A 22,787-nucleotide genomic window follows, 5' to 3' on the forward strand; every position below is an offset into this window, starting at 1 on the left:
GTTTTACCCGTTCAAAGGGCGATTATTTTTTGTCTTTCACTTCTTCGAACTCAGCGTCAACAACATCGTCGTCCTTCGCGTTGCTCTCGGAAGCGTCAGCGCCGCCAGCCTGCTGCTGGGCGTGTTGCTGCTGCGCGATTTCCATTAGCTTCTGGGAAGCCTGAGCCAGCGCCTGCATTTTCGCTTCAATATCGGCTTTATCTTCACCTTTCAGCGAAGTTTCCAGCGCGGTCAACGCAGACTCGATAGCGGTTTTATCGTCAGCCGGCAGTTTGTCGCCTGCTTCTTCAACCTGCTTACGCGTGCTGTGCAGCAGGTGGTCACCCTGGTTGCGGGTCTGCACCAGTTCTTCGAACTTACGGTCAGCTTCTGCGTTCGCTTCAGCATCGCGAACCATTTTCTGAATCTCTTCTTCATTCAGACCAGAAGACGCTTTGATGGTGATCTTCTGTTCTTTACCGCTGTTTTTGTCTTTCGCGGAAACGTGCAGGATACCGTCAGCATCGATATCGAAGGTCACTTCGATCTGCGGCATACCGCGCGGTGCCGGGTTGATACCATCCAGGTTAAACTGACCCAGTGATTTGTTATCAGAGGCGCGTTTACGCTCACCCTGAATAACATGGATGGTTACCGCGGACTGGTTGTCTTCGGCGGTAGAGAACACCTGGCTGTGCTTGGTCGGGATCGTGGTGTTCTTATTGATCAACGCAGTCATCACGCCGCCCATGGTTTCGATACCCAGAGACAGTGGGGTAACGTCCAGCAGCAGTACGTCTTTCACTTCGCCGGTCAGAACACCGCCCTGTACGGCTGCGCCAATAGCAACGGCTTCGTCCGGGTTAACGTCTTTACGCGGTTCTTTACCGAAGAACTCAGCGACTTTTTTCTGCACCATAGGCATACGAGTCTGACCACCGACCAGGATAACGTCCTGGATATCGGATACGGACAGGCCAGCATCCTGCAGAGCAACTTTCAGCGGCTCGATAGAACGGTTAACCAGATCTTCAACCAGGCTTTCCAGTTTCGCACGGGTCACTTTGATGTTCATGTGCTTCGGACCGGTGGCATCTGCGGTGATATACGGCAGATTGACGTCGGTCTGCTGAGCGGAAGAGAGTTCAATCTTCGCTTTCTCAGCGGCTTCTTTCAGGCGCTGCATAGCCAGCGGGTCGTTACGCAGGTCAATGCCCTGATCTTTCTTAAACTCGTCAACGAGGTAGTTGATCAGACGAGTATCGAAGTCTTCACCGCCCAGGTGGGTATCACCGTTGGTCGCCAGAACTTCAAAGGTTTTTTCGCCGTCAACTTCGTCGATTTCGATAATGGAGATATCGAAGGTACCACCACCGAGGTCGTATACCGCGATGGTGCGGTTGCCGACTTCTTTATCCAGACCGTAAGCCAGCGCGGCGGCGGTCGGTTCGTTGATGATACGTTTGACTTCCAGACCTGCGATACGGCCGGCGTCTTTAGTAGCCTGACGCTGAGCATCGTTAAAATAAGCAGGTACGGTGATAACCGCTTCAGTTACCGGCTCACCCAGGTAATCTTCAGCCGTTTTCTTCATTTTCTTCAGCACTTCAGCAGAGATCTGCGGCGGTGCGGTTTTGGTGCCCTTCACATCAAGCCATGCGTCGCCATTGTCTGCGGCAACGATTTTGTACGGCATGATAGAAACGTCACGCTGGACTTCTTCGTCCTGGAAGCGGCGGCCAATCAGGCGTTTAATCGCAAACAGGGTGTTTTGCGGGTTTGTCACTGCCTGACGTTTAGCCGGCTGACCAACCAGAGTTTCACCATCCTGGGTATAGGCAATGATAGAAGGCGTGGTGCGATCGCCTTCGGCGTTCTCCAGCACGCGTGCAGTAGTGCCATCCATAATCGCTACACAAGAGTTGGTAGTACCCAGGTCGATACCAATAATTTTACCCATCTAAACGTCTCCACTAAAAATTCAGTCAACATGTGGTTGTGAACCTGTAATAAGGGCGAAACGTGCGGTTTCAACTGCCCAGACATCATTTTTTTTCAGGTTCATTCACTGCGGTTGACTACAAGATGGGGTCACCCGCCACTTCATCAAGGGGCAAGACAAAAAATTTTTTGTCTTGCCCCTGCCGTCGCGGGGGGGCTGGGCATCAGAAGAAGGCCGAAAAGCGGGTTTAAAAACGCACAACACATAATAAATAATAATAATTAAATTAAAACCCATTCATATAATAATTGACATAATCCGCAATGATTACGAGCTAAAGACAATAAAGTTCTGGTGATAAAATATTTTCCACTGATAACAGAACAAAATAATAAGGAAATCCTCATGAAATCACTCATTCATATACCAGTAGGATTATTGTTTAGCGCTGCGTTAATAACATCCGCATCCGCTAACGATCATAAAATCTTAGGCGTTGTCGCCATGCCGCGAAATGAGACTAACGATCTCACCCTGAAGCTGCCGGTTTGCCGGGTGATTAAGCGTATCCAGCTCACCGCCGATCGCGGCGATATCCAGCTTTCCGGCGCGACGCTGTACTTTAAAGCCAGCAATAGCGCCAGTCAGAACATCAGCGTGCCGTCAACCATCCAAGAAGGGGCAACCACCGACTGGATTAACATTAATAGCGATAACGATAACAAGCGCTGCGTTAAAAAAATCGCTTTTTCCGGCCACACCATTAACTCTTCTGACATGGCTTCGCTAAAAATCATTGGCGACGATTAATATCACTGTTCACATTATCTGAGATTTATGAAAATTAATTATCTGGATGATGAAGACCTCTCTTTTCTTCATCGCTGCAGCGAAGAGCATCTGGAAACATTCACCCGAATTCTGACCCACAATGAGAATGGTAAGCCGCGCCTTTCAAGCTCGCTATTGCGTAATGAAAATTTTCAGGCGATGGCCGGGCACCCTGAACGCTATCGTCGCAACTGGCAGCTTATTGCCGGCGAGCTCCAGCACTTTGGCGGCGACAGCATCGCCAACACGCTGCGTCGTCACGGAAAGTTCTACCGGGAAATTTTGCTGGACGTCTGCAAGAGGCTAAAAATCAAAGTAGAGAAACAGATGTCTACGCCGGAAATCGAGCAGCATCTTCTGGAGCACTTTCTGGAACATAGCTGGAAGAAGATGGACGATCGGCAGAAGGCTGACTTTTTCATTGCCGTTGAGTGTCGGGTCAACGAGCATAAAGAGATACTTCCCTATCTGCTACAGACGAATAAGCTGGCGCAGGGCGTCTCCCATCTTCTCGAAGCCCGTCTGACGAAGATCCTCCGCACCCACGCTGCCGTTAGCGTAATCGGCCACGGTTTGGTGCGCGGTGCCGGACTTGGCGGCCCTCTCGGCGCCGCGTTTAATGGCGTCAAAGCCGTGAGCGGCAGCGCTTATCGCGTAACCATTCCGGCCGTACTGCATATTGCCTGTTTGAGGCAAATGACCAGACTTCATCAGGTGAAAAATGAAATTGGTGAAAAATACCCCGCCAGATCATAGACAGTAACGCAGCGCCTAATTATTATGCCGCGCCCCGCCGCTGAGTGGCGGGGAATGCTTCCCTTTCTAATCATTATTTTGAGGAATTATGGGCAACACTAAGTTGGCTAATCCGGCACCGCTGGGCCTTATGGGCTTCGGCATGACCACTATTCTGCTTAACCTGGCAAATAGCGGCCTGTTCGCGTTTGATGTAGCTATCCTGGCGATGGGCATTTTTTACGGCGGCATTGCGCAGATTTTTGCCGGCCTGTTGGAATTTAAAAAAGGCAACACTTTTGGTTTAACCGCATTCACGTCTTACGGCGCTTTTTGGCTGACGCTGGTTGCCATTCTTTTGATGCCGAAAATGGGGCTTGCAGAAGCGCCTAACGCGCATTTCCTTGGAATGTACCTAGGATTGTGGGGCGTTTTTACCTTGTTTATGTTCTTTGGCACCCTGAAAGCCGCGCGTATGCTGCAGTTTGTATTTCTCAGTCTGACCGTGCTGTTCGCGCTGCTGGCGATTGGCCACCTGGCTGATAACGAAGGCATTGTGAAGATTGCAGGCTGGGTCGGTCTGGTCTGCGGCGGCAGCGCCATCTATCTGGCGATGGGTGAAGTGCTGAACGAGCAGTTTGGCCGCACCGTTCTGCCAATTGGCGAAAAGCATTAATTAACTTCGCCGCCCGTCCGCGAGCGGCGAAGTAAGCCCTATCGATTTACGGCAGGCGCTGCAGTTCAGCTTTCGGCGCAGCGACCTGCTCATCCAGTCCCTGGCGTAGCCAAATCCCCAGCCCCAACCCCATAAACGACAGCGCCAGCACGTACCACGCGGGCGCCATCGGCGAAACGCCCATCAGCATGGTCACCGCAATCGGCGTCAGGCCGCCAAAGATGGCGTAAGAGACGTTATAAGAGAATGAAATACCGGTAAAACGGACTTCAGCCGGGAACGCGCGTACCATCACATACGGAACCGCCCCTACCACGCCGACGCACAGGCCCACCGTACCGTAGAGCAGAAACAGACGCTGCGGGCTAGCGCCGGAAAGATGGTAGAAAGCCCAGCTTGCCGCCGCGAGGAATAAGCTGCCGACAATAAACGTGCGGCTGGCGCCAAAACGGTCGGCGGCCAGGCCTGCCAGCAGGCAGCCAATGCACAGCATGATGGTGGCTATGCTGTTCGCCTGCAGGGTAATGGCGGGGGCAAAGCCGTAGTGTTTTTGCAGCCAGACCGGCGACATCAGGATCACCACCACCACGCCAGCGGATAACAGCCAGGTTAGCAGCATTGAGACCGCCACCGCTTTCTGATGCTTCAGCGCGACGGCCTTAACCGGCAGCTCCTGCGCTAACGCCTTGCGCTGCTGCATTTCGAGGAAAACAGGCGTCTCCTGGAGCCAACGGCGCAGATACATGGCAACGAGCCCAAACGCGCCGCCCAGCAGGAATGGAATACGCCAGCCGCCATCATGGATACCCTGCGGCGTCAGGTTGGTATTAATCAGCGTCGCCACCACCGATCCCAGCAGGATCCCAACCGTCAGGCCGGCGGTCAGCGTCCCGCAGGCGATACCGATTCTTTTTTCCGGCACATGCTCAGCCACAAAAACCCAGGCGCCGGGGACTTCACCGCCAATCGCCGCCCCCTGAAGAATACGCATAAATAGCAGCAAAAGCGGCGCCACGATGCCCACCGACGCGTAGGTGGGCAGCAGGCCAATCGCCAACGTAGGCAGCGCCATCAGTAAAATGCTCAAGGTAAACATTTTCTTACGCCCGACCAGATCGCCAAAGTGGGCCATAATGATGCCGCCAAGAGGACGCGCTAAATAGCCCGCCGCAAATATGCCGAAGGTCTGCACCTGGCGCAGCCACTCCGGGATATCCGCCGGGAAAAATAGCTCGCCGACAACGGCGGCGAAGAAGACAAAGATGATGAAATCATAAAACTCCAGCGCGCCGCCAAGGGCGGCCAGCGTCAGTGTTTTATAATCCTGTCGGTTCAGAGGTCGGGTATAGTGTGGCATAACGGGCAATCATCCAGAGGTATGAAGATGTTCTACGCAATGTGTAAAGTTAAAAACACTATATCGTAAATAAAACAACACACCACTGGAGATGCAGGTTATATCAGGAATGTGGGAAATTCAGGATAATGTTTCACTCCTGGCGCTTTTAGGGCGAAAAGCTGCTACTACATCGCAGATCGTTTCGACATAGGGCCCCTCAAGCAACTGTACACAATACGGTACACTTGCAAATACCCCGTGCACCAGCACGTTGCCTTCCGCATCTTTCACGCCTTCCAGCGTTTCCTCGATAGCTTTTGGCTGCCCGGGCAGATTAAGGATTAGCGCCTGCTTGCGGATGACGCCAACCTGACGAGAAAGAATGGCCGTTGGTACGAAGTGAAGGCTAACCTGGCGCATTTGCTCGCCAAAGCCGGGCATAACCCGATCGGCAATCGCCAACGTCGCATCTGGAGTGACGTCACGACGGGCCGGGCCCGTGCCGCCGGTAGTCAACACCAAATGGCAGCCCATTTCATCAACCAGTTCGCACAGCGTTTGCTCAATAATAACCTGTTCATCCGGGATCAAGCGGGTCTGCAATTCGAAAGGCGTGGAGAGCGCACGGGCCAGCCACGCTTCAAGCGCGGGGATGCCTTTATCCTGATAGACGCCGCTGGAGGCGCGATCGGAAATGGAAACTAAGCCGATTCGTAAGGTGTTCATGATTATTCCGTTCAAACAGTATTAATAAACAGAATAATACACCGAGGGGAGCAAGGCAGACAGTTTAATGTGGCCGACGGGCGTCGGCCACATGCGGAATTACAGCAGATCGCCGATCATTTTTTCCAGTTTTTCCTGGTCGATCGCAAACTTGCGGATACCTTCCGCCAGTTTGTCTACCGCCATCGGATCCTGGTTGTGCTGCCACAGGAACTCGGATTCGGTGATACGAGCCGGACGCGCTTTAACTTCGCCGCTAAAGGCCAGTTTACGCTCGATAGCGCCTTCGCTTTCCGCCAGCTCTTTCAGCAGGGCCGGAGCGATAGTCAGGCGGTCACAGCCAGCCAGCTCCAGGATCTCGCCGAGGTTACGGAAGCTTGCGCCCATAACCACCGTCTCGTAGCCGTGCTGTTTGTAGTATTCGTAGATTTCGCTTACCGAAACCACGCCCGGATCTTCTGCCGGCGCGTACTCTTTCTTATCGGTATTGGCTTTGTACCAGTCGAGGATACGGCCAACGAACGGAGAAATCAGGAATACGCCCGCTTCGGCGCAGGCACGTGCCTGAGCGAAGGAGAACAGCAGCGTCAGGTTGCAGTTGATGCCTTCTTTTTCCAGCTGCTCAGCGGCGCGGATGCCCTGCCAGGTCGAAGCCAGTTTGATCAGAATGCGATCGTTGCCGATGCCGGCATCGTTGTACAGCTTGATAAGGCGCTTAGCTTTGGCGATAGATGCCTCGGTGTCATAGGACAGGCGAGCATCGACTTCGGTGGAAATACGGCCAGGGATCAGCTTAAGGATTTCAAGACCAATGTTCACCGCCAGCTTATCGGAAGCATCGATAATCTGCTGCGCGCGGTCGCTGCTCTGGCCGCGAGCCCAGGCAACAGCGTCATCGATCAGCTTACGGTACTCAGGGATCTGAGCCGCGCCGAGAATCAAAGAAGGGTTAGTCGTGGCGTCCTGAGGCTGATACAGCTTCATTGCCGCGATATCTCCGGTATCAGCTACGACAGTGGTGTACTGACGCAGAGAGGTCAATTTATCCGTCATGATAGTGTTTCTCTTAAACAGCAGTTAAGGGGATGTAACCGGTCTGCCAAGATGATAACACGCTGCCGGGGCAGCGCAACCGCCTACAATGCATGAGCGCAGAGTGTGATAAACTGGGCCAATTAATTACCTGAACACTAAAGGATTGTCACTGGATTGGTAGCGCTTACACTTGCGCACCGATATGGGCAAGAGGATGCTTGATGCCTGATTTTCTGTCGTTTATCAATGAAATACTCTGGGGCTCGGTAATGATTTATCTGTTACTGGGCGCCGGCGTCTGGTTTACCTGGCGAACAAAATTCATTCAGTTCCGTTATATCCGCCAGTTCAGCAAAAGTCTGAAAAAGAGCCTTCAGCCGCAGCCCGGCGGCTTAACGTCTTTTCAGGCGCTGTGTATGAGCCTGGCGGCGCGCGTGGGCAGCGGCAATATGGCAGGCGTTGCGCTGGCCATTGCCGCAGGCGGCCCCGGCGCCGTATTTTGGATGTGGATCTCGGCGCTGCTCGGTATGGCCAGCAGCTTCGCCGAATGCTCTCTCGCCCAGCTTTATAAAGAGCGCGACTCCCGCGGGCAGTTTCGCGGCGGCCCCGCCTGGTATATGGCCCGGGGACTAGGTATGCGCTGGATGGGCGTGCTGTTTTCCATTTTTCTACTGCTGGCCTACGGGGTCATCTTTAATACCGTACAGGCCAACTCCGTTGCCCATGCCATGGCGTATGCGTTTCATTTACCTGAGGCGATTACCGGCGGCGTCCTGGCGGTTCTGACCCTGCTGATCATCATTCGCGGTATTCGCGGCGTAGCGCGAATGATGCAGTGGCTCGTGCCAGTGATGGCCCTGCTATGGGTGGCGACCAGTCTGGTCATTGGTCTGTGGCATATCACCTCCCTGCCAACGATTTTTGAAACTATCTTCCGCTGCGCTTTCGGCTGGCAAGAGGCCGCTGCGGGCGCAGTCGGCTATACCATCAGCCAGGCGCTAACCAGCGGCTTTCAGCGCGGGATGTTTTCCAATGAAGCGGGGATGGGGTCAACGCCTAATTCCGCCGCCGCCGCTGCCTCCTGGCCCCCTCACCCAGCGGCGCAGGGGATCGTACAGATGATTGGCGTTTTCATTGACACCATCGTGATCTGTACCGCCAGCGCCGTGATCATCATGCTGGCGCCGCGAGACGGCAATGCAGAAGCGGTGAACGGCATTCAGGCTATTCAGCACTCGATGAACAACCTCATCGGCGACTGGGGTTCCAGCTTTGTCGCTATCATGGTGCTACTGTTTGCCTTCAGCTCGATCGTCGCAAACTATATCTATGCCGAAAATAATCTCATTTTTCTCCGCATGGATAGTGACCGTAATATCTGGCTGCTGCGTCTGCTTACGCTGTGCATGGTTGCTACCGGTGCGATGATCGGCCTACCGGTGGTGTGGCAGATGGCGGATACCATCATGGCGTTGATGGCGATAACCAACCTGACGGCTATCCTGCTGCTCTCACCAACGGTGCGCATTATTGCCAGCGATTATCTGCGGCAGCGGAAGCTGGGCCAGCGGCCGGAATTTGACGTCACACGCTACCCTGAGATTCATCAGCAGCTGGTACCGGGAACATGGGACAACCTGCCGCGCGAATAGCGCGGCAATCGCAGCTATCGATCCTCTCATGACGTTTTTTTGCTAAAGTCGTCAAAAATTTCCCGCAAGGACTGGATATGCTCATACTGATTTCACCTGCAAAAACGCTCGATTATCAAAGCCCGCTGGCAACGACGCGTTATACCCAACCTGAACTGCTGGAACACTCTCAGGAGCTTATCGGCATTGCCCGCCAGCTGTCGGCGCCACAGATTGGCAAACTGATGGGCATCAGCGACAAGCTGGCTGACCTGAACGCGACCCGTTTTCACGACTGGCAGCCAGACTTCACCCCGGACAACGCCCGCCAGGCGATTCTGGCGTTTAAGGGGGATGTCTATACCGGCCTGCAGGCAGAAACCTTTAGCGAGGCTGATTTCGATTTCGCCCAGCAGCATCTGCGAATGCTTTCCGGGCTGTATGGCGTTCTGCGCCCGCTGGATCTGATGCAACCTTACCGCCTGGAAATGGGGATTAAGCTTGAGAACGCGAAAGGCAAAGATCTGTATCACTATTGGGGAGACGTGATTACCGATAAGCTGAATCAGGCTCTGAAAGCCCAGGGCGACGATATTGTAGTAAATCTGGCCTCTGATGAGTACTTCAGGTCGGTAAAACCCAAACGGCTAGAGGGCCAGTTGATTAAGCCGGTATTCCTCGATGAAAAAAACGGCAAGTTTAAAGTGATCAGCTTCTACGCTAAAAAAGCGCGCGGCTTGATGAGTCGTTACATCATTGAGAATCGCTTAACGAAGCCGGAGCAGCTGACCCGCTTTGATAGCGAAGGTTATTTCTTTGACGCCGACGCGTCGGGCAAAGGGGAGTTGGTCTTTAAACGCCACGAGCAGTAAAAGAAAACTCCCCTGCCGCGGATAACGCAGCAGGGGAGCGTGAGTTCGGATTTAACCCATCATCAGCTTACGCAGCGCGGCAAAATCGGCCGGCAGGTTATGCGACAGCAGCGGCAGGTCTGCGCGATCGGCCAGCTCTTTTGGCAGCGGCAGCGTCTCTTGCAGAATCTCTTCCACGCTCTCTTTAAATTTTGCCGGATGCGCCGTGCCGAGGAACAGGCCGTACTCGCCCGGCTGCAGCTGGTCGCGCAGCGCGCGATAGGCAATTGCCGCATGCGGTTCTGAGGTATAGCCGATGGCCTTCAGCTCACGCATGGTCTCTTTGGTGGTTTCATCATCCACTGCCGCGTAGCCCAGCTCATTCAGACGCCAGATTTTACGACGGAATAGCTCTTCCACGCGCGGCCAGTTGTTCGGCTGGCTGACGTCCATGGCGTTGGACAGCGTGGCCTGAGTCGCTTTCGGCGACCAGTTACCGTCCTGCAGGAAGCGCGGCACGGTGTCATTGGCGTTAGTCGCCGCGATAAAGCGTTTGATTGGCAGACCCAGGGATTTGGCCAGCAGACCGGCAGTAAGATCGCCAAAGTTACCGCTGGGTACAGAGATAACCAGCTGATTACGGGCTTCCTGAGGCAACTGAGCAACGGCTTCAAAATAGTAACAAATCTGCGCCAGCAGACGGCTGATATTGATTGAGTTAGCCGAGTTCAGACCCAGAGCAGCCTTCAGCTCTTCATCATCAAAGGCCTGCTTAACCAGCGCCTGGCAGGCATCAAAATCACCGTCGATTGCCACAGTTTCAATGTTGCCACCGAGGGTACAGAACAGCTTTTCCTGCAGCGGGCTGATTTTGCCGCGCGGATAGAGAATGACCACTTTGACGTTTGGCAGGCCATAAAACGCGTGCGCAACCGCCGCGCCGGTGTCGCCGGAGGTGGCCGTCAGAATAGTGACCGGTTTGTCGCCGGCGATATGGGTCAGCATCTGCGCCATAAAGCGGCCGCCGAAGTCCTTAAACGCCAGAGTCGGGCCGTGGAACAGCTCGAGGCAGCCGACATCATCCTGCACTTTGCTGACCGGCGCCGGGAAGGTGAACGCGTTGCCGATGCGTTCTTGCAGAACATCATGCGGGATCTCGTCGCCGATAAATGCCGACAGGATTTTCGCGCTACGCGACACGAAGTCCTGCTGCAGCATTTCGTCGATTTCACTCAGGCTGAATTCCGGCAGATCGTGCGGAAAGAACAGCCCCTGATGCTTGCCAAGCCCCTGAGTGACGGCCTGCGCAAAGCTGACCTGTTCGTTATGATCTTTTAAGTTATAGAGTTTCATTGGTTATCCCACTACTCGAGCGCCCGCCGTGTCCAGCCGGCAAATATGAACGAAGCCTTCCTGATTTTGCAGATAGTGCGTAGCCAGCCAGTCGGCGACGCGCTGCGCGGTTTCCGGTTTATCGCATAATGCGAACAAGGTTGGACCGGAACCGGAAATGCCGCATGCCTGCGCGCCAATTTCCATTGCTGCCTGACGCGCTTCGCTGAAGCCCGGCAGTAGTTTGGTACGATATGGTTCGGCAATCACGTCTTTCATCAATTTCGCCGCCAGCTGAGGCTGGCGGGAATAGCAGGCGTGAATAAAGCCCGCCAGATGACGACCGTGGGCAATACAGTCCTGACGGCGATACTGCGCCGGCAGAATTGCCCGCGCTTCCGCCGTTGAGACCTTAATCCCCGGATAGGCCAGCACCCACAGCCACTCGTCGAAGGCCGGAATCTGCTGACTGATGATGCCGTTTTCCTCAAGCATCAATTGTATCCCGCCCAGATAGCACGGCGCGACGTTATCGTAATGGATACTGCCGGAAATCCGCCCTTCCATCTCCCCCATCAGCGCCAGCATCCGGCTCTCATTGAGCGGCTTGCCGCAAAATTCATTCATCGCCACCAGCGCGGCGACCACGGAACAGGCGCTGGAGCCCAGCCCGGAACCGATCGGCATGTTTTTTTCCAGCGTCATCGCCACCGGAACCTTTTTGCCAATCTCCTGGCAAAAACGCTCCCAGCATTGATAGACGATGTTTTCCTGTGGCGCCGTCGGCAGTTTGCTGGCGAACCGACCCACGTTTTGCAGGCTGAAGCTCGTCGCCGCCTCAACCGAGACGTTGTCCCCTAGCAGAGTGCCATCAACCGGCGTGACCGCCGCGCCCAGCACGTCAAAGCCGACGCTCATATTGGCACTGGAAGCCGGGGCATATACTTTGACCATCTTAAACTCCTAACTTCCATGACAGGGTACGCAGCAGGTCGGCGAATACGCCAGCCGCCGTCACATCGTTCCCCGCGCCATAACCGCGCAGCACCAGCGGCAGCGGCTGGTAATAGTGGCTGTAGAACGCCAGCGCATTCTCGCCGTTTTTCACTTTAAACAGCGGATCGTTGCCATCAACCGCGGCGATTTTAACGCGACAGGTGCCATCCTCTTCGATATTACCGACATAGCGCAAGACCTTACCTTCATCGCGCGCTTTGGCGACCCGCGAGGCAAACTCATCATCCAGAGAAGGCAACCGCGCCATAAAGCTGTCAACATCGCCGCTGGCATCAAACTCCGCCGGCAGCACCGGTTCCACGATAATGTCAGACAGTTCAAGCTCACGCCCGGTTTCACGCGCGAGGATCAGCAACTTACGCGCGACATCAACGCCAGAAAGATCGTCGCGCGGATCCGGTTCGGTATAGCCCATCTCACGCGCCAGCCTGGTCGCCTCAGAAAAGCTCACGTCCTCATCAAGTTTGCCGAAGATAAACGACAGCGAGCCAGACAGAATACCGGAAAAGTGCAGCAGCTCATCGCCCGCGTTCAGCAAATTTTGCAGGTTTTCGATAACCGGCAGCCCCGCGCCGACGTTGGTGTCGTATAAAAACTTACGCCGTGAGCTGCTTGCGGCGTGGCGCAGCTGATGATAGTAATCCAGCGATGAGGTATTGGCCTTTTTGTTCGGCGTGACCACGTGGAACCCTTCGCGCAGGAAATCGGCGTACTGATCGGCCACGGCCTGGCTGGAGGTACAGTCGACAATCACCGGATTCAACAGATGGTACTCTTTCACCAGACGAATGAGTCGGCCCAGATTGAACGACTCTTTGGCTTCCGCCAGCTCGTCGCGCCAGTGTTCAAGGTTCAGGCCGTGTACGTTAGTCAGCAAGGCGCGAGAGTTGGCCACGCCGCAAACGCGCAGGTCGATATGCTTACTCTTCAGCCAGCTCTGCTGGCGTTTGATCTGTTCGATCAACGCACCGCCGACGCCGCCGATGCCAATGACAAACACTTCAATAACCTGATCGGTATTGAACAGCATCTGGTGAGTCACGCGCACGCCGGTGGTGGCGTCATCGTTGCTGACGACAACGGAGATAGAGCGCTCGGAAGAGCCCTGAGCAATAGCGACAATGTTGATATTGGCGCGGGCCAGCGCAGCGAAGAACTTCGCAGAAATTCCGCGCAGCGTGCGCATACCGTCACCAACAACGGATATAATCGCCAGGCGCTCCATTATCGACAGTGGCTCAAGCAGCCCCTCCTTCAGCTCCAGATAAAATTCATCTTCCATCACCCGCTTCGCCCGAACGCAATCGCTCTGCGGCACGCAGAAGCTGATGCTGTATTCAGAAGAGGACTGGGTAATAAGAACAACGGAGATTCCCGCGCGGGACATGGTGGCGAACACGCGCGCCGCCATGCCAACCATGCCCTTCATCCCCGGACCGGAGACGTTGAACATCGCCATATTATTGAGGTTGGAGATCCCCTTCACCGGCAGATCGTCTTCATCGCTGCTGGCGCCGATAAGCGTACCCGGCGCCTGCGGATTGCCGGTGTTTTTGATTAAACAGGGGATCTGGAACTGGGCGATAGGGGCAATAGTACGCGGGTGCAAAACTTTAGCGCCGAAGTAGGAGAGCTCCATCGCTTCCTGATAGGACATCGACTTCAGCAAACGCGCATCCGGAACCTGACGCGGGTCGCAGGTATAAACACCGTCAACGTCGGTCCAGATCTCGCAGCAGTCGGCGCGCAGGCAGGCGGCCAGCACTGCTGCTGAGTAGTCAGAACCGTTACGCCCCAGCACCACCAGCTCACCTTTTTCGTTACCCGCGGTGAAGCCCGCCATCAGCACCATATGGTCAGCCGGGATCTGGCTGGCGGCAATACGCCGAGTCGACTCGGCGATATCAACGGTGGATTCGAGGTAATGGCCAACGGCAAGCAGTTTTTCAACCGGGTTGATCACCGTGACGTCATGACCGCGCGCTTCCAGCAAGCCTGCCATAATGGCGATAGAGAGCTTTTCTCCCCGGCAAATAAGGGACGCATTAACGCTATCCGGGCACTGCCCAAGCAGACTAATGCCGTGCAGGACGTGTTTGATTTGCGCGAATTCCTGCTCAACAAAAGCTTTCAGCGGCGCAAGCGGAAAGCCCGGTTGTGCATCGGCGAGACCTTGCAGAAGTTCGGTGAAAATGCGTTCGGCATCGGCGATATTGGTCAGCGCATCCTGCCCGCCAATGGTTTTTTCGATCATCGCAACCAGATGGTTAGTGATCTTCGCCGGGGCAGATAGTACGGTCGCTACCTGCCCCTGCCTGGCATTACTCTCCAGAATATCGGCAACACGCAGAAAACGTTCTGCATTTGCCACTGATGTACCGCCGAACTTCAACACACGCATGGTTATGACCCCTTGATTTTTTATCGAAAAAAAAGCCCGCACTGTTCAGGTGCGGGCTTTTTTCTGTGTTTCCTGTACGCGTCAGCCCGCACCGTTACCTGTGGTAATAGTGGTGGTGATAATCGTGGTGATCATGCCGATGCGATTCATGGATGTTGTGTACTCTGTAATTTTTATCTGTCTGTGTCCTGTGCCTATATTGGTTAAAGTATCTGTCGACTTAAGTCAACGAATTTCTACTTTTGGCCCATTTTTTCACACCTGGCCAATACGCCATGGCCGCCTGATAATTCATCCGCATTTGCGCATCAGGAGGCCAATAATTAGCACATAAGACCATATGAAAATGGTATGACAGAACTTTAACCTGGAAGGTTTTTTTCAATATCGTGCAGTAAACGATGCAGCATGGCAGTATCCCGCTGCTGCAAAAGACCCATTCGCTGTTGGAGCCAGTCGGTCAGTTTTATATCGTCACCCACGCCGAGGCGCTCGAGCAGATCGCGAGTGCGAAGGCGTAGCGCCTGCAGCTGATTGTCATCCACGCTAGCGGATGTTGGCGGGGTATTCTGCAACAACGAGGTCAGCTGATAACAATAGACCATCACCGACTGCCCCAGATTGAGCGAGGGATAGTCAGCCACCATCTGCACGCCGCTCAGCACATCGGCAAGGGCCAGCTCTTCGTTGGTTAACCCGGAATCTTCCCGGCCAAACACCAGCGCGGCATGATGCATCCATTGCGCTTTTTCTTCCAGCAGCGGCAAGAGCTGCTGCGGCGTCGCGTAGTAGTGAAAACGCGCCCGGCTACGGGCGGTAGTGGCGACGGTAAAATCGACATCGTGCAGCGCCTGCTCAAGCGTGGCATAAGTTTTAACATTGTCGAGGATCTCGCCAGAACCGTGCGCGACCCAGCGCGCCGCAGGCTGCAAATGAGCATCGCTATCGACGATACGCATATCGCTAAACCCCATGGTTTTCATCGCTCTGGCTGCCGCGCCCACGTTTTCTGCCCGCGCCGGGGAGACTAATACAATTGATAAACGCATTTGGTTTCTCTTTTACTTTTTAGGCGGCGGGAATGACGATTTTTCCCTTCATATTACGCGCCGTGAATTTACAAATTTGCAACAAAAATCACTAAATTTGAGCTTTATCACCCATAAAAAAAACTAAACTATTCCCAAGGCACCGTGTCACAGAGTATGTTAACAGAACAGCTTTATCCGTATGTTTGGCAATGAAATTTATGTCCGAATACGTTTTTAGGCTTTGGATTCATCACGTTTATTATTTTCTTAGCGTAACTAATTGCGCATGATATGAATTGTGACGATGAATCCCGTTTAGATGCAATGATTTCACAAGACTGTTAACGTGCTACAATTGAACTTGATATATGTCAACGAAGCGTAGTTTTATTGGGTGTCATGCCTCACTTAGCCTGTTATGTTGCTGTTAAAATGGTTAGGATGACAGCCGTTTTTGACACCGTCGGGTCCAGAGGGAAAGTACCCACGACCAAGCTAATGATGTTGTTGACGTTGATGGAAAGTGCATCAAGAACGCAATTACGTACTTTAGTCATGTTACGCCGGGCATGTTAATTTGCGACATGCACCAGGCAGGTCAGGGACTTTGGTACTTCCTGTTTCGATTTAGTTGGCAATTTAGGTAGCAAACATGCAGACCCCGCACATTCTTATCGTTGAAGACGAGTTGGTAACACGCAACACGTTAAAAAGTATTTTCGAAGCAGAAGGTTATGATGTATTCGAAGCGACCGATGGCGCGGAAATGCATCAGATCCTGTCTGAAAATGATATCAACCTGGTGATCATGGATATCAACCTGCCAGGCAAAAATGGTCTCCTGTTAGCACGCGAGCTGCGTGAGCAGGCGGACGTCGCGCTGATGTTCCTCACCGGCCGCGATAACGAAGTGGATAAAATCCTTGGCCTCGAAATCGGTGCCGATGATTATATCACTAAACCTTTCAACCCACGTGAACTGACGATTCGCGCGCGCAACCTGCTCTCCCGTACCATGAACCTTGGTACCGTGAGCGAAGAACGCCGTAGCGTAGAAAGCTATAAGTTCAACGGTTGGGAGCTGGATATCAATAGCCGTTCGCTGGTTAGCCCTAATGGTGAGCAGTACAAGCTGCCGCGCAGTGAATTCCGCGCCATGCTGCACTTCTGCGAAAATCCGGGCAAAATCCAGTCGCGTGCGGAACTGCTGAAGAAAATGACCGGCCGTGAGCTGAAGCCGCACGACCGCACCGTGGACGTAACCATCCGTCGCATTCGTAAGCATTTTGAATCCACTCCGGATACCCCGGAAATTATCGCCACCATCCATGGCGAGGGGTACCGCTTCTGTGGAGATCTGCAGGAATAACACCGTTTTTCTTGCTGTCATAACGTAAAAACGGCGCAATTCGCGCCGTTTTTTTTTATTTCCAGATCCTCAGCTTATCGCCATCATCACCGTCTTCGGGCAGTCTCTCTTTTGGCTTCGGGAGAGATAGCGTGTACCAGTCAACGCGACGCGTCAGGAACATCAGCGCGCTGAGCGCCAGCAGTAGTACTCCCGTCCCCAATAGCAGCGCGCTATCTTCTGAACGCAATAGCATCCACATAACGCCATCCAGCAGCAGTAATGCGCAGACAAAAAGAAAGCTGCTACGCCATCCCTTCAGCACCGCGTGCAGATAAACCCCATTGATCAGCGCCCCTATCAGGCTGGCAACGATCCAGGACGGCGTAAAGCCAATATGCTCGGACAGGGCCAGTAATATCAGATAGAACATCACCAGTGACAAACCCACCAGCAGATACTGCATCGGGTGTAAACGGCACTGAGTTAGGCTCTCAAAAACGAAAAACGCCATAAACGTAAGTGAGATTAATAGAATGGCATACTTTGTCGCCCTATCGGTCAGCTGGTACCGATCGGCTGGCGTCGTAACGTTAACGTTGAAAGCGGGCAGTTGACGCCACTCAATCTCGCGATCGTCCATAAAAAACCGGGCCATATTGTTCGCAAACCAGCTACTCTGCCAGCGGGCGCTATAACCTGATGGGGAAACCTCACGACTAACCGGGAGAAAATCGCCCAGGAAACCAGGATGCGCCCAGTTACTGGTCAGCTGTAATTGGCTATTGCGTCCGAGCGGCGCGACTGAGAAGCTTCCGGTTCCGTTCAGATTGAGTGTGAATTCAACATCCAGCGTTTTTTGTTGGGGAGTTAACAGCGGCATTGGCATATGAATTCCCTCTCCGCTGCCGCTGATACCGATTCCGGGTTCCACCGGCAGCGCCTCTCCATTAATTTTCGGGGCAATAATGGTGCCAATCCCGCGTGCATCGCTAACGCCGACCACCATAATCGGTTTACCTAACGTAATATTATCTTTTCTGAGTTCAGCCAGACGGGAAACATCAAATTGCGCCTTAATACCCAGATCGTTGTGCCAGATTTGGCCTTCATAAATCCCTATTTTTCTGGATTCAACGTTCTGTTTTCCGGCTATCGCCAGGGACTCAGGTAACCAGTAATGCAGCCAGTGACGTTGATATGTCACCTCTTTTTTATCCTCAATGCGGGTCAATACCTCGGTCACGGGAATGGCGATCAGCGGCCCGACCAATTTCTGCGATCCGCTGGTACTGCTCTCCAGAGCCTCAATGACTTCGCTGCGATAATCCGCGCGTTCAACGATCAGTTGCCGGACGATCATCAGCGGGATCGATAACAGTAAAATACACCCCAGCAGGGTGCTCATTTTCCAGAATAGTGGTGATTTCAACATAGCCCTCTCCTTAGTGATGCGCTTACCTTAAAGGGGCTATGTGGGGAGAATTTGAAGCTATGTGAAGTGAGCGTGAAGTCTCAGCAAAGCGCACACGCCGCCTTCCGGGCGATTAACCAGCTCGATATCGCCCTGATGCAGGCGCGCAACTTCACGAACAAACGCCAGCCCCAGGCCGCTGCTTTTTTGGCCATTATCACGAGGCAGAGAATAGAAACGCTCGAAAACACGCCCCAGCGCGTAGTCGGGAATACCGCTTCCCGTATCGCATACGGTTAATCGCACGCCGCCATCACATTCTTCCGCGCCAAGGACAATCACCCCTTCGGCAGGAGTGAAATCAATAGCATTATCAAGTAGATTGCCCAATGCCTGCGCCAGGAGCTCACCATCACCCTCTACCGTCAGGGGCGTTTCCTGCCAGCGTAGTGTGAGGTTTTTCGCCACCAGCGCGATGTCGCGCTCCTCGGCCAGACGACGAAAAAGCGCAGCGACGGAGACGGGACGCTGGGCGATCTCCAGCCGATTCTCCAGCCGGGCCTGCTGAAGTAAATTTTCCACCAGCGACTGCATTCGCGCATTCTGCGCCAGGATATTGCGGGTAAAACGCGCGGCGACCTCAGGCGGAGGCGCCTCCCGGAGAATTTCTGCCGCGCCGCGAATCGCCGCTAGCGGGCTCTTTAGTTCATGGGTCAGCGCATAAACGTAGTTCTCAATTGCGTTCTTACCTTCAAGTTTAAGGCGCATACTTTCCAGCGCCTGCGCCAGCTTGCGCAGTTCGCTGCTGCCCGTGTCCGGCAACGGAAGCGGACGGTCAGCGGTCACGGAGTCGGCGTAGCGAACCAGCTTGCCGATGGAAAAGTTAATCCACCATACCATCGCAACGCCGATCAGTAGCGCGATCCCCAGCAGCGCCCCTCCGGCCCACAGAATACGCCGCTCGCTGCGTTTGATGACCGGCGCCATGGCCAGATTGGGTTTTCCGACGCTGAGCACGCCAATGATTCGACCATTATCCATCACCGGCGCGGCAATATACATCACCGAGCTACTATCATCGTCTGGATCGCTGCGCGTGCTGCGCGCCCCGTATTGTCCGCGTAAAGTGAGCCAGACATCGTTCCAGCGCGAATAGTCTTGCCCCAGCGCATTGCCCGCGGAATCAAATACCACCTTGCCCTGCGCATCGGTCATATAGACGTGATATTCGTTGCGAACTTTATTAATGCCGGCAATGTTGGCATTGATCGGCTGGCGATGCAGCGTTTGAAAAGCCTGGGCCAGGCGCCCATGCTGGGGATTGGCGGAAAGTAAATCCTCACGGGCCAGCCCGGCAAGCAGGGTCGCCGTATCAATCAGCGTCCCTTCCGTTGCGCGCCGAACACCGGGTTTAATCTCCTGAACGAAGATAGAAAGCACAAACCAGGCAGCAATCGCCACTATCAAAAAGTAGCCCATCAGCAGCCGCATACCGATGCGCATCAGAAGCCTCCAAGGCTGTATCCCATACCGCGGTGCGTATTGATCGGAGAGAGATCGGGATTCACTTCTCGCAGCTTAGCGCGCAGCGTTTTGATATGGGTATCAACGGTACGGTCGAAGCTCTCGTTCGCGTCGCCCCATACTTGCTCCAGCAGCAGCTGGCGGGAAAAAATGCGCCCAGGAGAATGAAGTAGCGTTTTTAATAATAAAAACTCATAGCGGGTCAGATTCAGACCCTGGCCGCACCACGTGACCTGAGCCGCGGCGTCATTCAATGTGAACTCCCCCACGCGTAAAAGCGGTGAAGGGGCGGCGAATTTCTGCAGCCGCCGCAGGACAGTGCGAACCCTGGCGCAAACTTCACGGGGAGAAAATGGCTTGGCGATATAATCATCAGCGCCGATTTCCAGGCCGAGCAGCTTATCCACCTCTTCGCTGCGGGCCGTCAGGAACAGCACCGGCAGCGCAGGATAGCGGGCCAGCAGTCGGCGACATAGCTCAAACCCGCTGATATCAGGCAGGCCGACGTCAAGAATCGCGAGGTCGGGTTGGTGATGATGCGCCGCGTCCAGCGCAGGGAGTCCGCGCTCGAACGCCGTAACGATAAATCCTTCTTGTTGCAGCATGTAGACGAGCGTATCCGCGATACTCATCTCATCTTCCACCAACCAGATCCGCGGTTGTTGCATCGGCGTTCCCTGTTATTTATTCCATGGCATAATCGGCACGGCGCTAAGCGCATTTTTCGGCGAGCCATCGACGATTTTATCCGAATAGGTCAAATAGATCAGCGCATTGCGTTTGGCATCGTAAAAACGCACGACCTGCAGCTTTTTAAATACCAGCGAGGTGCGTTTCTGGAACACCACATCGCCCTGAGTTTTACCGTTTTTGATTTTATCCGTCAGCTCAATCGGCCCCACCTGCTGACAGGAAATTGCGGCATCGGAGGTATCCTCCGCCAGTCCTAACCCGCCTTTAATTCCTCCGGTTTTCGCCCGGCTGATGTAGCACGTGACGTTCTGGACATCCGGGTCGTCAAAGGCCTCGACGACGATTTTATGATCCGGCCCAAGGAACTTAAATACGGTATCCACAGAGCCGATTTGTTCCGCCTGCGCCACCTGGCAGCCCGCCAGCAAAAGCATTCCTGCCACTAACTTCTTGTATTTCATATTGTTACCATTCTTAAAAATTTAGCTGAGTGATTATCACATATTAAGAAGAAAAGTTTTATAGATCACAGCTTTACAAAATTACCACCAGAACTTCTGGAATAATCGCATTTAAAAGCAAAAAAAACACTGAATGCTAAAACATCAAAAAATGCTATTATCCGCTACCTTTAGTATCAGGCACCTGAGTTTAAGGATGGGGATATTTTATGGATCAAGCAGGGATTATTCGCGATCTCCTTAGCTGGCTGGAAGGTCACCTGGATCAGCCTCTCTCACTGGACAATGTGGCAGCGAAGGCGGGCTATTCCAAGTGGCATCTGCAAAGAATGTTCAAGGACGTGACCGGCCATGCTATCGGTGCCTATATTCGCGCCCGTCGCTTATCTAAGTCGGCGGTTGCCCTACGCCTGACCGCGCGTCCGATTCTTGATATTGCGCTACAGTATCGCTTTGACTCGCAGCAGACTTTTACTCGCGCCTTTAAAAAGCAGTTTTCGTTGACGCCAGCCCTCTACCGACGCTCTCCAGACTGGAGCTCCTACGGTATGCGCCCTCCGCTGCGTCTGGGCGAGTTCACCATGCCGCACTATGAATTCGTCACGCTGAATACCACTCAGCTGGTCGGCGTCACCCAGAGCTACACCTGTAAGCTCGAGGAGATCTCCGATTTCCGTAATCAGATGCGCGTCCAGTTCTGGCGTGAATTCCTCGCCAATACGCCATCGATTCCCCCGACGCTATACGGTCTGCATGAGCCGCGTCCTAGCCTCGATAAAGACGATGAGCAGGAGGTGTTTTACACCACCGCGCTGACGCCGGAGCTGGCAAACGGCCACCTGCATAACGCCCATCCGGTGATACTGGAAGGCGGCGAATACGTGATGTTTACCTACGAAGGATTGGGCACCGGGTTGCAGGAGTTTATTCTGACGGTTTACGGCACCTGCATGCCGATGCTTAACCTCACCCGTCGTAAGGGCCTGGATATCGAACGTTTCTTCCCGGAAGATGAAAGCCGGAATCAGGAACCGCCTATTCAGCTGCGCTGCGAATACCTGATCCCGATTCGTCGTTAACGCTGTAGCTCATCCATCGCGGGGGCATCGAGATGCGACACATCCCCCGCGGTTTCCACCACCCATCCCGACGCCAGCCAGGGACTTTGCTGGTAGTCAACGCGGGAAATAGAGCAGTTGCGTAGACGCAGGCGACGCTCCGCGTAAGCGGGCAGACCAAGAATCGTACTCACCAGACATCCCAGCGCCATCCCGTGGCTCACCAGCAGCGGTCGGCTACCCGCGGGCAATTCCAGACAAGACATCAGCGCCGCGTGCATACGCTCGCTCAGCTCCTGCATTGACTCCCCCTGCGGGATACGCCCGTCGGGCGTGCCGTTAACCAGCTGTCGACGCCAACCCTCCTCTTCTTCGCTCAGCGAGTCGATATGGCGCTTTTCAAGCACGCCCATATCCAGCTCACGCAAGCGCGAATCGGCCACGACGCTGCATCCGCAGGCTTCAGCGATGATTTCTGCGGTACGGCGCGTCCGGCCTAAATCGCTGGCGATAATATGCGTAATCCCCAACGTTCTGGCGCGCTCGCCCACCTGCCAGGCCTGACGCTCACCGTGGGCGGTAAGCGGGCTGTCGGACTGGCCCTGAATACGTCGCTCGGCGTTCCACTGCGTTTCACCGTGGCGAACAAGGTATACCTGTAACATGCTTTATTATCCGTTCTGAGCTCTTAACCCTCGAGCTACAAGCATAGCCGCCTGCAGCAAGAATGATTTGGAGTATACTGCGATGATGTTTAGTAATT

The 22,787-nt window shown here is 54.1% G+C and carries 22 protein-coding genes and 1 other annotated feature; of the genes, 7 read left to right on the forward strand and 15 right to left on the reverse strand.

What is annotated here, in order from left to right:
- Positions 1–22: 22 nt before the first annotated feature.
- Positions 23–1,939, reverse strand: a complete 1,917-nt coding sequence (gene dnaK, locus K7H21_RS23925; protein WP_004128758.1) for a molecular chaperone DnaK — start codon at positions 1,937–1,939, stop codon at positions 23–25.
- Between the two features lie 387 nt (positions 1,940–2,326).
- On the opposite strand from dnaK, the gene K7H21_RS23930 reads away from it, so the two are divergent.
- From K7H21_RS23930 to satP, 3 genes are all read left to right on the forward strand, one after another.
- Positions 2,327–2,731 carry a DUF2541 family protein gene (locus K7H21_RS23930; RefSeq protein WP_004128755.1) on the forward strand — a complete coding sequence of 135 codons (405 nt, stop codon included), beginning with the start codon at positions 2,327–2,329 and terminating at the stop codon, positions 2,729–2,731.
- 27 nt (positions 2,732–2,758) lie between these two features.
- Positions 2,759–3,508, forward strand: a complete 750-nt coding sequence (msyB, locus tag K7H21_RS23935; protein WP_049115934.1) for an acidic protein MsyB — start codon at positions 2,759–2,761, stop codon at positions 3,506–3,508.
- An 88-nt stretch (positions 3,509–3,596) separates the two neighbouring features.
- Complete coding sequence (gene satP / locus K7H21_RS23940) at positions 3,597–4,163, forward strand: acetate uptake transporter (protein ID WP_004128752.1); 567 nt, start codon at positions 3,597–3,599, stop codon at positions 4,161–4,163.
- Positions 4,164–4,209: 46 nt separating this feature from the next.
- Here the strand turns inward: satP and K7H21_RS23945 are convergent, their stop codons facing one another.
- The 3 genes from K7H21_RS23945 to tal all read right to left on the reverse strand — a co-directional run bounded on the left by K7H21_RS23945 (position 4,210) and on the right by tal (position 7,281).
- Positions 4,210–5,520 (reverse strand): MFS transporter, encoded by a 1,311-nt coding sequence (locus tag K7H21_RS23945; RefSeq protein ID WP_223035406.1) that lies wholly within the window; start codon positions 5,518–5,520, stop codon positions 4,210–4,212.
- Between the two features lie 120 nt (positions 5,521–5,640).
- Positions 5,641–6,228 carry a molybdopterin adenylyltransferase gene (gene mog, locus K7H21_RS23950; RefSeq protein ID WP_223035407.1) on the reverse strand — a complete coding sequence of 196 codons (588 nt, stop codon included), beginning with the start codon at positions 6,226–6,228 and terminating at the stop codon, positions 5,641–5,643.
- A 99-nt stretch (positions 6,229–6,327) separates the two neighbouring features.
- On the reverse strand, positions 6,328–7,281 hold the full coding sequence (gene tal, locus K7H21_RS23955; RefSeq protein ID WP_004098458.1) for a transaldolase: 954 nt from the start codon (positions 7,279–7,281) through the stop codon (positions 6,328–6,330).
- A gap of 203 nt (positions 7,282–7,484) precedes the next feature.
- Here tal and K7H21_RS23960 point away from each other — a divergent pair, with 203 nt between their 5' ends.
- Together K7H21_RS23960 and yaaA are read left to right on the forward strand one after the other, a co-directional pair.
- Positions 7,485–8,915 (forward strand): alanine/glycine:cation symporter family protein, encoded by a 1,431-nt coding sequence (locus K7H21_RS23960; RefSeq protein ID WP_004128745.1) that lies wholly within the window; start codon positions 7,485–7,487, stop codon positions 8,913–8,915.
- 77 nt (positions 8,916–8,992) lie between these two features.
- Positions 8,993–9,766, forward strand: a complete 774-nt coding sequence (yaaA, locus tag K7H21_RS23965; RefSeq protein WP_004128743.1) for a peroxide stress protein YaaA — start codon at positions 8,993–8,995, stop codon at positions 9,764–9,766.
- A gap of 51 nt (positions 9,767–9,817) precedes the next feature.
- Here yaaA and thrC read toward each other — a convergent pair whose 3' ends face one another.
- The 6 genes from thrC to yjjY all read right to left on the reverse strand — a co-directional run bounded on the left by thrC (position 9,818) and on the right by yjjY (position 16,083).
- The gene (gene thrC / locus K7H21_RS23970) at positions 9,818–11,098 is read right to left on the reverse strand and encodes a threonine synthase (RefSeq protein ID WP_004128741.1); all 1,281 of its coding nucleotides are present in this window, start codon (positions 11,096–11,098) and stop codon (positions 9,818–9,820) included.
- Between the two features lie 3 nt (positions 11,099–11,101).
- A complete protein-coding gene (thrB, locus tag K7H21_RS23975; RefSeq protein WP_004128739.1) occupies positions 11,102–12,031 on the reverse strand; it encodes a homoserine kinase in 930 nt (309 codons plus the stop codon).
- A gap of 1 nt (position 12,032) precedes the next feature.
- A complete protein-coding gene (gene thrA, locus K7H21_RS23980) occupies positions 12,033–14,495 on the reverse strand; it encodes a bifunctional aspartate kinase/homoserine dehydrogenase I (RefSeq protein WP_223035408.1) in 2,463 nt (820 codons plus the stop codon).
- A gap of 25 nt (positions 14,496–14,520) precedes the next feature.
- Positions 14,521–14,638 (reverse strand) — a sequence feature (Thr leader region).
- Positions 14,577–14,645 (reverse strand): thr operon leader peptide, encoded by a 69-nt coding sequence (gene thrL / locus K7H21_RS23985; protein WP_004222578.1) that lies wholly within the window; start codon positions 14,643–14,645, stop codon positions 14,577–14,579. It overlaps the preceding feature by 62 nt.
- A gap of 212 nt (positions 14,646–14,857) precedes the next feature.
- On the reverse strand, positions 14,858–15,544 hold the full coding sequence (locus tag K7H21_RS23990) for a tRNA/rRNA methyltransferase (RefSeq protein WP_049115930.1): 687 nt from the start codon (positions 15,542–15,544) through the stop codon (positions 14,858–14,860).
- Between the two features lie 398 nt (positions 15,545–15,942).
- Positions 15,943–16,083, reverse strand: a complete 141-nt coding sequence (yjjY, locus tag K7H21_RS23995) for a YjjY family protein (protein ID WP_001541509.1) — start codon at positions 16,081–16,083, stop codon at positions 15,943–15,945.
- Positions 16,084–16,178: 95 nt separating this feature from the next.
- Between yjjY and arcA the strand changes: the two genes are divergently transcribed.
- Entirely contained in the window at positions 16,179–16,895 is a 717-nt protein-coding gene (gene arcA / locus K7H21_RS24000; RefSeq protein WP_002887843.1) for a two-component system response regulator ArcA, read from the forward strand.
- A gap of 55 nt (positions 16,896–16,950) precedes the next feature.
- Here the strand turns inward: arcA and creD are convergent, their stop codons facing one another.
- Genes creD through creA form a run of 4 tightly spaced genes read right to left on the reverse strand, consistent with a single transcriptional unit; the run spans position 16,951 to position 20,966 of the window.
- The gene (gene creD / locus K7H21_RS24005; RefSeq protein ID WP_177447636.1) at positions 16,951–18,309 is read right to left on the reverse strand and encodes a cell envelope integrity protein CreD; all 1,359 of its coding nucleotides are present in this window, start codon (positions 18,307–18,309) and stop codon (positions 16,951–16,953) included.
- Positions 18,310–18,366: 57 nt separating this feature from the next.
- Positions 18,367–19,791: a two-component system sensor histidine kinase CreC gene (gene creC / locus K7H21_RS24010; RefSeq protein WP_123828481.1), complete on the reverse strand. Its 1,425-nt coding sequence runs from the start codon at positions 19,789–19,791 to the stop codon at positions 18,367–18,369.
- Positions 19,791–20,480 carry a two-component system response regulator CreB gene (creB, locus tag K7H21_RS24015; RefSeq protein WP_004128730.1) on the reverse strand — a complete coding sequence of 230 codons (690 nt, stop codon included), beginning with the start codon at positions 20,478–20,480 and terminating at the stop codon, positions 19,791–19,793. Before creB ends, creC begins: the two co-directional genes overlap by 1 nt.
- A 12-nt stretch (positions 20,481–20,492) precedes the next feature.
- Complete coding sequence (creA, locus tag K7H21_RS24020; protein ID WP_004128728.1) at positions 20,493–20,966, reverse strand: protein CreA; 474 nt, start codon at positions 20,964–20,966, stop codon at positions 20,493–20,495.
- Between the two features lie 209 nt (positions 20,967–21,175).
- Here creA and robA point away from each other — a divergent pair, with 209 nt between their 5' ends.
- Positions 21,176–22,045, forward strand: a complete 870-nt coding sequence (gene robA / locus K7H21_RS24025; protein ID WP_004128726.1) for an MDR efflux pump AcrAB transcriptional activator RobA — start codon at positions 21,176–21,178, stop codon at positions 22,043–22,045.
- Here robA and gpmB read toward each other — a convergent pair.
- Positions 22,042–22,689, reverse strand: coding sequence for a 2,3-diphosphoglycerate-dependent phosphoglycerate mutase GpmB (gene gpmB / locus K7H21_RS24030; RefSeq protein ID WP_223035409.1), 648 nt, complete (start codon positions 22,687–22,689; stop codon positions 22,042–22,044). The two genes, robA and gpmB, sit on opposite strands and share 4 nt — an antisense overlap.
- Between the last annotated feature and the right edge of the window lie 98 nt (positions 22,690–22,787).

Source organism: Klebsiella sp. CTHL.F3a, from assembly GCF_019890895.1.
Lineage (GTDB): Bacteria > Pseudomonadota > Gammaproteobacteria > Enterobacterales > Enterobacteriaceae > Klebsiella > Klebsiella grimontii.